The organism is Maritalea sp. YIW29 (assembly GCF_057219265.1).
In genome coordinates this window covers 16336-29944 of the sequence record NZ_JBXVVF010000002.1, presented here as the reverse complement: position 1 = coordinate 29944, position 13609 = coordinate 16336, and the positions used below count along the sequence as shown (strand labels likewise).

The 13609-nt window shown below is 48.8% G+C and carries 14 protein-coding genes; 4 read left to right on the top strand and 10 right to left on the bottom strand.

What is annotated here, in order from left to right; genetic code table 11:
• Position 1: 1 nt before the first annotated feature.
• Positions 2 to 1159 carry a succinyl-diaminopimelate desuccinylase gene (gene dapE, locus AC2D8L_RS09230; RefSeq protein ID WP_484685192.1) on the bottom strand — a complete coding sequence of 386 codons (1158 nt, stop codon included), beginning with the start codon at positions 1157 to 1159 and terminating at the stop codon, positions 2 to 4.
• A gap of 3 nt (positions 1160 to 1162) precedes the next feature.
• Positions 1163 to 2008 (bottom strand): 2,3,4,5-tetrahydropyridine-2,6-dicarboxylate N-succinyltransferase, encoded by an 846-nt coding sequence (dapD, locus tag AC2D8L_RS09225; RefSeq protein WP_484686381.1) that lies wholly within the window; start codon positions 2006 to 2008, stop codon positions 1163 to 1165.
• Between the two features lie 195 nt (positions 2009 to 2203).
• On the opposite strand from dapD, the gene AC2D8L_RS09220 reads away from it, so the two are divergent.
• Positions 2204 to 3073, top strand: coding sequence for an LOG family protein (locus AC2D8L_RS09220; RefSeq protein WP_484685191.1), 870 nt, complete (start codon positions 2204 to 2206; stop codon positions 3071 to 3073).
• A 52-nt stretch (positions 3074 to 3125) separates the two neighbouring features.
• Here AC2D8L_RS09220 and AC2D8L_RS09215 read toward each other — a convergent pair whose 3' ends face one another.
• A complete protein-coding gene (locus tag AC2D8L_RS09215; RefSeq protein ID WP_484685190.1) occupies positions 3126 to 3425 on the bottom strand; it encodes an antibiotic biosynthesis monooxygenase family protein in 300 nt (99 codons plus the stop codon).
• Between the two features lie 77 nt (positions 3426 to 3502).
• Here AC2D8L_RS09215 and AC2D8L_RS09210 point away from each other — a divergent pair, with 77 nt between their 5' ends.
• Entirely contained in the window at positions 3503 to 4198 is a 696-nt protein-coding gene (locus AC2D8L_RS09210; RefSeq protein WP_484685189.1) for a helix-turn-helix transcriptional regulator, read from the top strand.
• Positions 4199 to 4206: 8 nt separating this feature from the next.
• Here AC2D8L_RS09210 and AC2D8L_RS09205 read toward each other — a convergent pair whose 3' ends face one another.
• A complete protein-coding gene (locus tag AC2D8L_RS09205) occupies positions 4207 to 4890 on the bottom strand; it encodes a pyrimidine 5'-nucleotidase (protein ID WP_484685188.1) in 684 nt (227 codons plus the stop codon).
• Entirely contained in the window at positions 4890 to 5795 is a 906-nt protein-coding gene (gene argB / locus AC2D8L_RS09200) for an acetylglutamate kinase (protein WP_484685187.1), read from the bottom strand. The genes AC2D8L_RS09205 and argB overlap by 1 nt, the downstream gene beginning before the upstream one ends.
• A gap of 295 nt (positions 5796 to 6090) precedes the next feature.
• Here argB and AC2D8L_RS09195 point away from each other — a divergent pair, with 295 nt between their 5' ends.
• A complete protein-coding gene (locus tag AC2D8L_RS09195) occupies positions 6091 to 8772 on the top strand; it encodes a bifunctional diguanylate cyclase/phosphodiesterase (RefSeq protein WP_484685186.1) in 2682 nt (893 codons plus the stop codon).
• Here AC2D8L_RS09195 and yihA read toward each other — a convergent pair.
• From yihA to rpmH, 5 genes are all read right to left on the bottom strand, one after another.
• Positions 8769 to 9398 (bottom strand): ribosome biogenesis GTP-binding protein YihA/YsxC, encoded by a 630-nt coding sequence (gene yihA, locus AC2D8L_RS09190; RefSeq protein ID WP_484685185.1) that lies wholly within the window; start codon positions 9396 to 9398, stop codon positions 8769 to 8771. The two genes, AC2D8L_RS09195 and yihA, sit on opposite strands and share 4 nt — an antisense overlap.
• A gap of 9 nt (positions 9399 to 9407) precedes the next feature.
• Positions 9408 to 10043, bottom strand: coding sequence for a CatB-related O-acetyltransferase (locus AC2D8L_RS09185; RefSeq protein WP_484685184.1), 636 nt, complete (start codon positions 10041 to 10043; stop codon positions 9408 to 9410).
• Positions 10044 to 10128: 85 nt separating this feature from the next.
• Positions 10129 to 11952 carry a membrane protein insertase YidC gene (gene yidC, locus AC2D8L_RS09180; protein ID WP_484685183.1) on the bottom strand — a complete coding sequence of 608 codons (1824 nt, stop codon included), beginning with the start codon at positions 11950 to 11952 and terminating at the stop codon, positions 10129 to 10131.
• Positions 11949 to 12311, bottom strand: a complete 363-nt coding sequence (gene rnpA, locus AC2D8L_RS09175) for a ribonuclease P protein component (protein WP_484685182.1) — start codon at positions 12309 to 12311, stop codon at positions 11949 to 11951. The genes yidC and rnpA overlap by 4 nt, the downstream gene beginning before the upstream one ends.
• Positions 12312 to 12365: 54 nt before the next feature.
• Positions 12366 to 12500, bottom strand: a complete 135-nt coding sequence (gene rpmH, locus AC2D8L_RS09170) for a 50S ribosomal protein L34 (RefSeq protein ID WP_084633949.1) — start codon at positions 12498 to 12500, stop codon at positions 12366 to 12368.
• Between the two features lie 326 nt (positions 12501 to 12826).
• On the opposite strand from rpmH, the gene AC2D8L_RS09165 reads away from it, so the two are divergent.
• The gene (locus tag AC2D8L_RS09165; protein WP_484685181.1) at positions 12827 to 13609 is read left to right on the top strand and encodes a TVP38/TMEM64 family protein; all 783 of its coding nucleotides are present in this window, start codon (positions 12827 to 12829) and stop codon (positions 13607 to 13609) included.

Here is a 13609-nt window from a genome sequence, read left to right as displayed (position 1 = left end):
ATCATCCTTGGTTTGCAAAGCTATTCAAGAAATGGGCGTAAACCTTCTCAAGTTCAAGTACCATTTGTGTTGGCACACGCTCATCAACTTGATGCATGGTTTTCCCAACCAGCCCAAATTCGGCCACGGGGCAATAATCAGCAATGAATCGTGCGTCCGATGTCCCGCCGCCGGTTGAACGTTCTGGTGTTCTTCCAGCAACCGCCGCAACGCTTTGAACTAACATATCAACGTGTTTTGATCCATGCGACACAAATGAGCGTGATACAGGCTGTCTGAAATCCAATTCAACATCGCAGCCGTGGGCTGGCACTTTCAATATTTGTGTTGAAAGCCAATATTCGAGCTTCTGCGTATCCCAGATATCGTTGAAACGAATGTTGCCTTTCACTGCGCCGCTTGCTGGGATGATGTTTGTGGCAGCATTGCCAACGTCAATCGAGGTGAGTTCTAGATTTGTCGGTTGGAAATTCTCATTTCCATCATCCAATTTTGCTGAGGATAGCTGTTGGGCAATGCTCGCTAGAACAGGCAATGGATTACGCGCTTTGTCTGGGTATGCCACATGACCTTGTTCGCCAGAGACAGTGATGGTGAAGCTCATTGAGCCACGCCGACCGATTTTCACGGTGTCGCCAAACTCGGTCGCGCTTGATGGCTCGCCAACTAACCCGAAATCAAACTCGTAGCCCTGATCTTTCGCCCATTTGAGCACCTTCACCGTGCCATTTACGGCGTCGGCTTCCTCGTCGCCGGTAATCAGCAACGAAATTGTGCATTTGTCTGCCGCACCGCTTTCAATGAAAGAAGGTAGGGCAGCGCAAAAAGCTGCGACCCCGCTTTTCATGTCCACTGCGCCTCTGCCCCACATCACGCCATCGACCACGTCAGCCGAAAACGGATCATGCGTCCACGCGTTTGCATCGCCAATTGGAACAACATCTGTGTGTCCTGCAAACAAGAGATGCGGCTTGCCGCCTTCTCTGGTCGCAAACAGATTTTCCACTTTGTAACTTCCATCGCCCTCAAATGGTGTGCGAGTGCATGTAAAGCCCAAAGGCTTCAAATATGCTTCAAGCACATCGAGCGCGCCGCGGTCTTCAGGCGTGACTGAACGGCATTGAATAAGGTCGGAAAGCAGTTCCAGCGCGTCAGACATCAATTAGTCTCGCAAAAGATCATTGATTGAAGTTTTCGAGCGCGTTTTCTCGTCAACCTGCTTAACAATCACCGCGCAATATAGGCTAGGGCCTGGTGTGCCGTCTGGGAGTGGTTTGCCCGGCATGGAGCCAGAAACCACAACAGAATATGGCGGAACTTCACCCATATGAATTTCGCCAGTATGACGATTTACGATTTTTGTCGATTGGCCGATGAACACGCCCATGGAGATCACAGAGCCCTTGCCCACACGAACGCCTTCAACAACTTCAGAACGTGCGCCGATAAAGCAATCATCTTCAATGATTACAGGATCAGCTTGTAACGGTTCCAACACGCCACCAATGCCAACGCCGCCGGAAAGGTGAACATTTTTGCCGATTTGTGCACATGAGCCAACGGTAACCCATGTGTCGACCATTGTGCCTTCACCAACAAATGCACCAAGATTGACGAATGAAGGCATCAAAACCGCGCCTGGTGCGATGTGAGCGGAATGGCGAACAATTGCGCCCGGCACTGCACGAAAACCCGCAGCGCGGAAACGATTGTCTCCCCAGCCATCAAATTTTGAAGGAACTTTGTCCCACCAGTGCGAGCCACCGGGGCCGCCTGGAATTGCTTCCATGTCGTTTAGTCGGAAGGATAACAATACAGCCTTCTTAGCCCACTGATTGACCGTCCACTCGCCAGCATCATTTTGCTCTGCGACGCGCAACTTACCATCATCCATCAGTTTTAGGGCGTCAACAACGGCTTCGCGGACTGCGCCGGTCGTGGCGAGGTTAATATTGTCACGGTCATCAAAAGCGGCATCAATTGTTGACGCCAAATCGGCAAAAGACATATTTCCAAACTCTCCAGCAAATATCCAAGATTTTGTGAGCGACATTAGCGCCGTCACCATTGGTGTCAACTCATCCGGTGACGAAAGCAATCCTCTCGCTCACACAAAAATGACGATTGCGCGATGCACTTGCATTCCACTACTCGTTAACTGGATTGTGCGAATGATAGTTACAAACAAACTTTGGAGATTTCTATGTCAAAACGCCGCCGCACCGCGTTACGCACTTCGAAAGAAGATATCAGCGTTACAAGGCGCGTACCCAAAACGCTTCAAACAGAATCAGCTGCTTACAAATTGGCTTTCTCTGACGAAGAATTCATGACGTCAGAAGACACGCGGGCCATTCGCCTGCAGCTTGAAATTTTAAAGCCAGAACTATGGCTGCAGGAGCGGGGCATCAATTCGACTGTGGTGCTGTTTGGCGGGGCGAGATTGCCAGCGCCGGGAGCAGATGCATGGGCGGCCAAAAATGACGTTCAGAAAGCCAATTTGGAAAAGAACTCCAAATATTATGATGAAGCTCGAAAATTTGCGCGCTTGGCATCGCTGACCTCTGAAACGCTGGACCACAAAGAATATGTTGTCGTAACTGGTGGCGGTCCGGGCGTTATGGAAGCGGGCAATAAAGGGGCGAGCGAAGTTGGTGCCCCATCGATTGGTCTCAACATTGTGCTGCCACATGAACAGGCGCCAAACGTCTATGTCACGCCGGACCTAAGTTTTAACTTTCACTATTTCGCAACGCGTAAAATTCACTTCTTGTTGCGCGCAAAGGTCATCGCAGTGTTCCCCGGTGGTTTTGGCACCATGGACGAGTTCTTTGAAACGCTTACGCTTATTCAGACGGGCCGCATGGAAAGAGTGCCGGTATTGTTGTTCGGCACTCACTTCTGGAACCGAGTGATTGATCTTGAGGCGTTGGCTGAAGAGGGTACAATTTCCCCTGACGACGTGAATTTGTTCAAAACCGTGGATACGGCTGATGAGGCATGGGCTGTTGTGCGAGAAGCCTACAACTTGCCAAATATTGAAGACAATGGCGAAGACGAAGCTACTAAATAGGCATCGTCGCTGAAACCAAGTAAATAGGCCCGGCATTTGCCGGGCCTTTTTCTTAACTTACGATGTTGCTGATTTTGAAATGTTGCATGGTGCTAACACTTTCAATTTGACCCATAATGTCAGCAAATTCAGGGGCTTTTGGCACCAGCTCAGCCGCCGCTAAAGCGTCTTCCAGCGTTTCCCAGTTAACTAAATCTGCGAATTGGGTCGCATCTTTCTGATCGGTAAGGGCGGAATAGCTGATAAAGCCTTTTTGCCGCTTTGCGAATGCCATCGCCTTTTTCCGCGCCTGCTCTGCGATTTTGGCATCTTTGACCTTAAATAGAACCAGCTCAACAATTTTGTCACTCATAATAGTACCTTTCTTGTGTGATGCTGATCCTCTATCATCCCCCTGTTGCCACCCTTGTGGCCACAATGGAGAGGTTTATGCGCAGAGCGGAACGATTATTCAGAATTATTCAAATTTTGCGCCAAGCAAATGGGGCTCTGACCGCAAAACAAATCGGCGATCAGCTCGAAATTTCAAAACGCTCCATCTATCGCGATATGGCCCACCTAATTGGTTCGGGCGCACCTATTGATTCTGAGCCCGGCGTCGGTTTTATGCTGCGCGATGAATTTGATGTACCGCCTATGACCTTTACATTTGAGCAGTTGGAGGCTCTAGCATTTGGGGCGCGGGCTGTGGCTGCACTGGCCGATAAGGATCTGGCAAATGCCGCCCGCGAAGCCTTGGAAAAGGTGAGACATGTTTTGCCGCCAGATCATCGCGCTCGTCTCGAAAATACCTCGCTTCTTTCCTACCCGGCCAGCGGTACAGAGCAGCAAAGAAAGGTTATTGGCAAGCTACGTGAGGCGATTGAACGACGTCAGAAATTAGCGATTTCCTATAGTGCCCTATCCGGACAATTGAGCGAACGCACCATACGACCACTGGGACTAATTAGCTTTGGCCACATTTGGCTGCTCACCGCTTGGTGCGAGCAACGGGATGATTTTCGCGAGTTCCGCGTCGATCGATTACGTGACTTTAGCCCAACAGGGGAACTGTTTGAGCAGGCCGTGGGTCAGCGGTTAGACGACTATCATGCTGGGTTTGTCGAACATAAACGGGTCAATTGATTGCGCCGCTATGCTGCAAATGGTTTTAAGAACCCAGCAAGATCGTCTGTTACATGATGAATATGATCATGATCATCTTTGCGTTCCAATTCAAACGCTTCAAGACTATCATCTTTAAAATCTGCACCAGGGACAACGTGAATTGTGCGCATGCCAAGTTCATGTGCAGTGAGAAGGTTTTTCTCCATATCTTCGAACATAGCAGCAGCTGTTGCGTTTACATTATGGTCGTTGAGAAACTTCTTGTATGGCCCAACAAATGGTTTGGGTTCCAAATCAGCATCGACAACATCGAAAATGCCGTCAAATACGTCGTTGCCGCCAAGTCGATCAATCACCGCTTCTGCATGTTTGGTATCAGCATTGGTAAATATCAACTTCTTACCCGGTAGGTTGCGGATAGCAGACATTAAATCGGGGTCGGGTAACACCGAGCTGTAATCGATATCGTGAACCTTGGACAAAAAATGGTTTGGGTCGATGTCACGCGTTGCCATCAGACCACGCAGAGTCGTCCCATATTGTCCAAAGAACTCTTTTTGCAATTGGCGAGCCGGTATAGGTTCAAGTCCGGTGACATCTGCAACATAGGCTGTAATTAGCTTGTCGATTTGTGCAAAAAGCTGGCATTCACGCGGATAAAGCGTGTTGTCCAAATCAAATACCCAATATTGAACGTCCTTTAATGGCATCAGTTGTCCTCTCTAACATCATCGTTGTGATGGATAAGGGTTCCTGCGCCATGCTCGGTGAATAGCTCCAATAAAACAGCATGTTCTGTTTTCCCGTTCACAATCACCACGCCCTCGACGCCGCTTTCAACAGCGTCAATAGCGGTTTCAAGCTTTGGGATCATCCCGCCTTTGGCCACGCCATTATTGATTAGTTTTTGCGCGCCATTGACGTCCATGTCAGGGATAAGCTCGCCATCTGCGCCTAACACACCTTCAACGTCCGTAAGCAACAAAAAGCGCTTGGCGTCCATAGCTGATGCAATTGCGCCGGCAAATGTGTCGGCGTTGATGTTGAATGTGTCGCCATTCTTGCCCGCAGCAATAGGGGCGATTACCGGAATAATCTCTTCGCCAATCAAACGATGTAAAATTTCCGGGTTAACTTCTTCGGGCTGACCAACAAATCCAAGGTCGATAATCCGTTCAATATTGCTGTCCGGGTCCATGGATGTGCGCGTCAGCTTCTTCGCTTGCACCATACCAGCGTCTTTGCCGCACAGCCCAATAGCGCGCCCACCTTCTTGTGTGATCGCCGTAACAATTTGCTTGTTGATTGCACCCGCCAAGACCATTTCGACAATATCAACGGTTGCCCGGTCCGTAACCCGCAATCCATCTTTAAACTCAGATTCGATATTAAGCCGGTCGAGCATCTTGCCAATCTGTGGACCACCGCCATGCACGACGATCGGCATTACGCCCGACTGTCGGAGCAATACGATGTCGCGCGCAAACGCCCGTGAAAGCTCAGGATTTCCCATCGCGTGGCCGCCATATTTTACGACCACAACTCTGTGTCCATACCGCAGCATATAGGGCAGCGCTTGGGCTAAAATGGCGGCTTCTTTTGTTTTGTCAATCATGGGGCAAGTTCTCAAAACGGTCCAACAAACCTTGACACCCTTAAACAAAAAAGGGTGGCTTGTCTTGACCTGTATTTAAATTTCATCACTGCATTATATGACGCCAATTCGGAAAATACACGACTGATACTGACAAATGTAATTACATTGGATGAGATGACATAACGTTTGACGAAGTAAAATATCGGAAAAGGTTAGGGTTTTCGGGTTTTTTAAGATGTTTGCGCTAAATTGAACGTTAATCATTCCAACACTAAAGTTGTCGTCAATAACCAGAATGAGTTCATAGGCAATTATGACAGGACGATTTCTATCTGCCATCAAACAAAATGTGTGGAGTGTTACAAACATTCCGACGATAATTGCCCTCGTCTTCACGGTTTGCTTTTGGCAATATACTGAATACCAATCACGCTCAATTCAAGAACATGCTGTCCGCGAAGAAGTCATTAGTAATGCTAGTGTTTTGCAGTCCCGTTTGGAAGGCAAACTCAATTCCAATCTGCAATTGGTGCGTGGTGTTGTGTCGGTTTTGTCTGCACGCCCCAATACGACGCAGCCTGAATTCGAATCTCTTTTGTCTGACCTATTTGGTGATCACTCTGAACTGACAATAGTTGCGGGTGCGCCAAAGCTTGTTATTACGATGATTTACCCGATGAAGGGGAACGAGAAGGCCATTGGCCTTGATTACAATAAAAATGTAGCGCAACGCGATGCAGCTCTGCGCGCGCGCGATAGCGGCGAATTGGTTTTGGCAGGTCCTGTGGACCTGGTTCAGGGCGGGCAGGGATTTATTGGCCGTTATCCGGTATTCGTGCGCACACGTGACGGCAGCAAATGGTTTTGGGGCATTGTCTCTGCCGTTATTGATGTCCAAAAACTTTATGAAAATAGCGGTCTGTTGGACGAAAACATGCCCGTAGAGGTTTCGTTGGTGGGCAGCGGTGCGCCGGGGGAACCTGGCAATGTGTTTTTCGGGTCTGACATTAGAGATGATCCAAGGTCTGTTAAATTGGACGTAGCGCTGCCTAGTGGCACCTGGCAAATGCTTGCCCAGCCAAGAGGTGGTTGGGATGCTTACGAACCGGACCTGTCCTCGATCAGAATGATTATGTTCCTTGCGGGCATCTTGATTTTTATTCCGTCAGCCTACTCGGGACACTTAATGCGGCAGCGCAATCTGAAGAATATGGAGTTGGCCGAACGGGAGCAAAAAATTGGGTTAATTTCAGAGCGCCTAAATGTAGCTCTCGCGTCGTCCAATGTCGGGGTTTGGGAAGCCAATTTAACAACCGGTGAACGCTATTGGGACAAGCGGACAACTTTGTTGTTTGGATGGGAATCCAATGGTGCAACTGTACCTGAAAATGCATTTACGGAAGCACTTCACGCTGATGATGTAGAGCGCGTCTCCAAGTCTTTCAATGAAGCGATTGAGGGAAAATCGCAGTTGAGCACTGAATTTCGGATCATGTTGCCTGATGGTAATATTCGACATCTGCAATCTCGATGTGCCTATTATCATCCTCCAGGTAGCGACCCAAAAATGGTTGGCGTAAATTGGGACATCACTGAAGATGTGACGATGCGAAATGAGTTGTTAGCCGCGACGCGTTTGGCAGAAAGCAAAAATGTTGAGTTGAGACAGATGCAAGAACGCATAGAGCATCTCGCATTGCATGACGCGCTTACCAGTTTGCCCAATCGGCGTTTCTTGGATCAAACTATTGAGCAATTTGGTGAGCGCGGCCAGGCCGAAAAGCCTGTGGCTATGCTTGCGCTGGACTTGGATCGATTTAAGCAAATCAATGACACATTGGGGCACCTGGCTGGGGATGCCACACTACGCCATGTTGCAGAAGTGTTGAAACAGTGTGTAGCGGAAGGTGATTTTCTGGCACGGGTGGGCGGCGATGAGTTTGTGTTAATTGTCCAACGCCCATTCGATGACGAAAAACTGATCAATCTTGCTGAATGCATAATTGAGGCATTGAAGGAACCCGTAATGTTTGATGGCCAGCCATGTCGGTTTGGCGCCAGCATCGGGATCGCTCATTCGACAAAAAGCGGCGCAAGTTTAAACGAACTCATGGTCCAGTCAGATATTGCGCTGTATCGAGCAAAAGAGCGTGGACGTAATTGTTTTGAGTTTTTCTCAAACGAACAACAAGAACGCATCGTCAAAGCGCGCGAGGTCGCTGAAGAAATATTGTGGGGCCTTGAACTGGGGCAATTTGTGCCGTTCTACCAGCCCCAGTTTGATGCCAATACGCGCGAGGTAATTGGTGTAGAAGCGCTGGCACGCTGGGATCATCCAGACAAAGGTATTCTAGGTCCGTTCGAATTTCTAAAGGTTGCCGAGGACATCAGCGTCGTTGATGAAATCGACCACGAGATTCTAGCGACTGTGTTGAACGACTTGAAATATTGGGAAGAACAAGGTGTCCGCGTTGACAAAGCTTCGGTCAATATTTCTTCCCCAAGGCTGCGTGACGAAAATCTAGTACGCCGGCTGCACGAACTTGATATCGAGCCTGGTCGGGTCACCTTCGAACTACTTGAGTCTATATTTATCGATGATAGTGATGCGATGTTTGATGACAATTTGGCTCAAATCAAAGCGATGGGCATTGATATCGATATTGATGATTTCGGTACTGGGCACGCCTCGATTGTTGGTCTGCTAAACCTGGAACCCAACCGGATTAAAATTGATCGACAATTCGTGTCGTCCATTACAGAATCTGTTGACCAGCGACGATTGGTCAAATCAATGATCGATATGGGCAAGTCGTTGGGCATTCGTGTTCTGGCAGAAGGTGTCGAAACGCCAGAACAAGCAGAGATACTACGCGAGCTTGGCGTTGATGAATTGCAAGGATACCTTTACGCCAAACCTATGGCCGCTGGCGAGCTAACGCGTTTCCTATCTGAACATTCTTGGGTGAAAAATCCATCCAAACGTGTCGGTTAGAATTGCGCGATTGTTGCGCGCAATAAGTCAATTCCCTCACCCTTTTCCGATGACGTAATCAGCATTTCTGGGTGCGCGGCAGGATGTTTGGAAATGATCTTCGCTGTTTCCTGCTTCACTTTTTCTAACTCGTTCGCCTTTGGTTTATCAGCTTTTGTCAAAACAATCTGATACGATACAGCCGCACCATCCAGTTCATTCATGACGGTAATATCTGCTGGCTTGGGGCCATGTCTTCCGTCGATCAGAACAAATACGCGACGCAGGGTTGCTCGACCCTTCAAATAGGAATGGATCAATCGCGTCCATTTCTCGACGACCTTTTTCGGTGCCTTAGCAAATCCATATCCCGGCATATCCACAATGCGTGCTGGCGCGTTGTCGGCTTCAAATATGTTGAGCTCTTGTGTACGGCCCGGTGTGTTGGATGTACGCGCCAAATTGACCCGGCCTGTTAGCGCATTGATCAGCGAAGATTTGCCGACGTTAGAACGGCCAGCAAACGCAATTTCTAAGCGGTCGCCAGGCGGAAGGTCATCTACGCGCACGCACCCCTTTATGAATTGCCACGGTCGGGCAAATAAAAGGCGGCCAGCTTCAATTTCTGCAGTGCTAAATTCGGTCATCCGTGCGGTCTATACCGCATTGATCATCCCGTCTAGGTCTGCATTGGTGATCGCATCAAGATTTCGGGTAATTTTATCTGCGGGCCAGTCCCACCAAGCAACATTGAGAAGGCTTGCAATGGTTTGATCGTCAAATCTTTGGCGGACAATTTTTGCTGGATTACCAACGACAACCGAGTAGTCCGGCACGTCTTTGCTGACAACCGCCCTGGCACCGATGATCGCGCCATGTCCAACATTCACGCCCGGCAATATGACGGCATCGCGTCCAATCCAGACGTCATTGCCAATAATCGTGTCGCCTTTGTTTTGTTCTGCCAACTGGGCAACATCCCCTTCGCCCCAACCATTTTTGAAAATCGCAAACGGGTAGGTTGAGAATGAGGATAGGGGATGGTTTGCGCCGTTCATTAAAAACGTGCAGCCAGTGGCAAGAGAACAATATTTGCCGATGATGAGCTGATCGCCAACAAAATCATAGTGATAAAGGACATTGCGACTTTCAAACTCTGCCGCATGGTCCACATCATCATAATAGGTGTAATCCCCAACTGATATGCCGTCGCGGGTAATGAAGTTCTTCAAAAACACCAATTGATCTGTGTTGGGTAAGGGCGTTGGGTTGTTGGGGTCGGGACCATACATAGAATTCACCAAAAAAAAATCGCGCTGCAAATACAGCGCGATTTTAAACTTCAGTTCTTATTGGGTCTATCAAAAACCCAAAAACTTATTTGGCGTCGCCTTCAGGCTCTTTTTTCTTAAAGGTAGCCATGATGTTGCCAATAATGTCCACATCCGCGCCGTGGCGCTTCATGATGAAATATTGCTGACAGATCGATAGGAAGTTGTTCCATGCCCAATAGATCACCAAACCAGCAGGGAAGCCTGCAAGCATGAATGTAAAGATCACAGGCATCCAAGCAAAGATCGCAGCTTGGGTCGCATCCGTTGGTGGTGGGTTCAAACGCATTTGAACGAACATGGTGATACCCATGATCAATGGCCACGCGCCGATAACCAAGAAGCTGCCCAACAATGGAATGCCAGTTGGGTCAAGTGGGATCAATCCAAATAGGTTGAACAGGTTCGTTGGGTCTGGCACAGCCAAATCCTGAATCCAGCCAAAGAATGGCGCTTGACGCATTTCGATGGTGACGAACAAAACCTTATAGAGCGAGAAGAATACTGGGATCTGAATAAGCACTGGCCAACAACCACTCATCGGGTTGATCTTTTCGCGCTTATACAATTCCATCATGGCCTGTTGTTGGGCCATGCGATCTTCTTTGTGGCGTTCCTGAATTGCCTTCATTTCAGGCTGGACTTTTTTCATGCCCGCCATCGAAGCGTATGATTTATTGGCAAACCAGAAGAATAGGATTTTGATCAATACGGTCACAGCCAGAATAGCCAAACCGAAATTGCCCAACAGATCGTTTAGAGCCCGAATAACGTAGAAGAGCGGTTTCGTAATGAAGTGGAACCACCCCCAGTCAATCAGCAACTCTAGGCGATCAATGCCGAAGCCTTTTTCGTAGCTGTCGATAATGCTCTCAACTTTTGCACCAGCATAAACATAGCTTTTGTGCTCAGCGGCGGCACCAGCGCCAATTACAAGCGGTTCGCGGCCAACATAACTGGTTTGATACGTGTCACGGGCGTCGGCCTTTTTGTAAGAGAACCGTGCGTTGATTGCTGTGTTCGCTTCAGGGAAGACAGCCGCAGCCCAATATTTGTCTGTAAAGCCGAGCCAGCCGCCATTTGCCTCATAGTCTTTGCGGCTATCGTCAACCAGATCGTTGTAGCCAAGCTCTACAAGGTTGGCATCGCCCAAAACGCCGATCGGTCCTTCGTGCAAAATGAAAAAGCCAGATGTTTCAGGTGTTTCCTGCCGTGTCACATATGAATAAGGGTAAAGGGCAACGTCGCCGCCCGTGTTGTTCTGAACGCTTTGCTTGACTGTGAACAAGTAGTTTTCGTCAACTTCAAACGTGCGTTTGAAAACAAGACCTTCTCCATTGTCAAACGTCAGGGTCACTGGTGAAGCCGCATTTAGCGTTGCGTTGCCGTCAACCGCCCAGACGCTATCCGAATTTGGCAATGTCGCTGTTGAACCGGCTGCTCCGACCCAACCTTGCTCAGAATAATAGGGTTTAGGAGAACCTTGCGGTGAAAACAGCGTGATGATTGGGCTGCTTTCATCAATGGTCTCGCGATATTGGGTTAGGCGCAAATCGTCTATGCGACCACCTTGCAAATTGATCGAGCCAACGAGCGCGCCCGTGGAGATTTGAATGCGGCTGCCTGCGGCAATCACGTCGTCTCGCGTACCAACAATTGCAGGAGAGGAGGTTGCGATAGCAGCGCCGTCACTTGCCGTACCGGGCGTCGGAAGATCTGCTGTAGCCTCACTTTGAGCTTGTTCTGCAGCAATCTGTGCCTGCTGTTGTGATTTTTCTAGCTGCGGTCCTGCGACAAAAAACTGCCAACCAACCAACACTAAGATCGATAAGCCGATCGCTAAAATATAATTGCGGCCTTCACCATTCATGATTTTGCTTTCCGCTCCCCTAAGTCCGCTTTGGATTTGCGTGGACTGTGAATTTTCTTGATCGCTTCACCCAGACCTTTTTGCAAAAGGCTAAAGGGTTCATGTAGCGCTTCTTTGCGCCCAATCAATACATAGTTGTAATTAGGCTGGAATTTTGGCGCCATTTGATCGCACAAAGCGCGAAGTCGGCGTTTGATGCGGTTACGCTCAGGCGCGTTGCCGACACGTTTAGTAACAGTAAACCCAATTCCGGGTTCTTGATCATCGCACGGTGTTGCTTGCAGCACAAAGCCGCGCCGGACAGATTTGTGTCCCCGCGCGGCTTGTAAAAACTGCGCCCGGTTTTTTAAACGGCGCATCGTTCCACCTGCAATGTTCTGACCCAACATCATGCACCGGGTCACAAAAACGATTTACGCAGACAAACGCTTGCGACCGCGTGCGCGGCGTGCGTTCAAAATTTTACGGCCGTTTTTTGTTGCCATGCGTGCACGGAAACCGTGACGACGAGTACGCACAAGATTACTTGGCTGAAAGGTACGCTTCATTGCTCAATCACAGTGCCGTTCGGGGCACTGCTCCTCTCGAATTAGAATTACATGTATGCCATCAATAAAAATTACAGTACGCCATGCATAAATGCTGTCGCACCACAAATTGCGGCCGAGTTGCGCGGTGTATATGCAAATTACAGCATTAAGTCAATCTCAAAGCCCTGAAAGATCGGTGTATATCGTGCCCTTTTACATCAACGCACACATCACACGGAATTGAGCCGCTGTTCACGTGCTGTAAAATTGAGGTGAGGCCATAAAGACTTTTCAAGTTTTACCTCTATGTTGCACCTTAACAGTAATAACAGCGTAGAACACAAATGAACGATAATGAGCAATCAAAACCGGAAAAAAAGGACTGGGGCCGCTGGCTTCCACTCGCAATTTTTGCCGCCCTTGTCGCCATCATTGCGTTTTCAGGCGTCTATAAAGCACTGTCGATAGAAGCACTTGTCGGCAACTATGCGCAATTGCAATCCTACATTTCAGAGAACTTTCTGATCGCCATTGCGCTTTACGCGCTCATCTATATCGTGGCGGTGGCTTTATCCTTTCCCGCAGCGTGGGTACTCACAATTGCGGGCGGCATTTTCTTTGGCTGGTGGCTTGCTGGTTTTACCACAATTATAGCCGCAACAATTGGCGCATCAATCTTATTTTGGATAACGAGTTCATCATTGGGCGCCCATTTACGCGAAAGCGCCGGTGCCTTTGTTCAGAAATTGCGCGCCGGCATGCAAGAAGATGCGGTCAGCTACATGCTATTTTTGCGGCTCGTACCTGCATTTCCGTTCACATTGATCAATATTGTACCAGCGATTCTTGGCGTTCCATTCAAAACCTTTGCTTGGACTACCCTGGTGGGCATCGCACCAGGCACATTTGCATATTCTTATGCAGGGGAGGGACTTGCTTCATTGGTACAAGCTCAGTCGCGTGCATTCGCTGACTGCATGGCCAATAGCGGTGAAAATTGTGGCGTGTCACTTGCCCCAAGCGATTTGATCACTACAGAATTGTTGATCGCGTTTTCCGTTTTAGGTTTAGTGTCATTATTGCCGATCATTGTTAAACGTATCCGTGCAAACAAAGTTGCCAGCTAA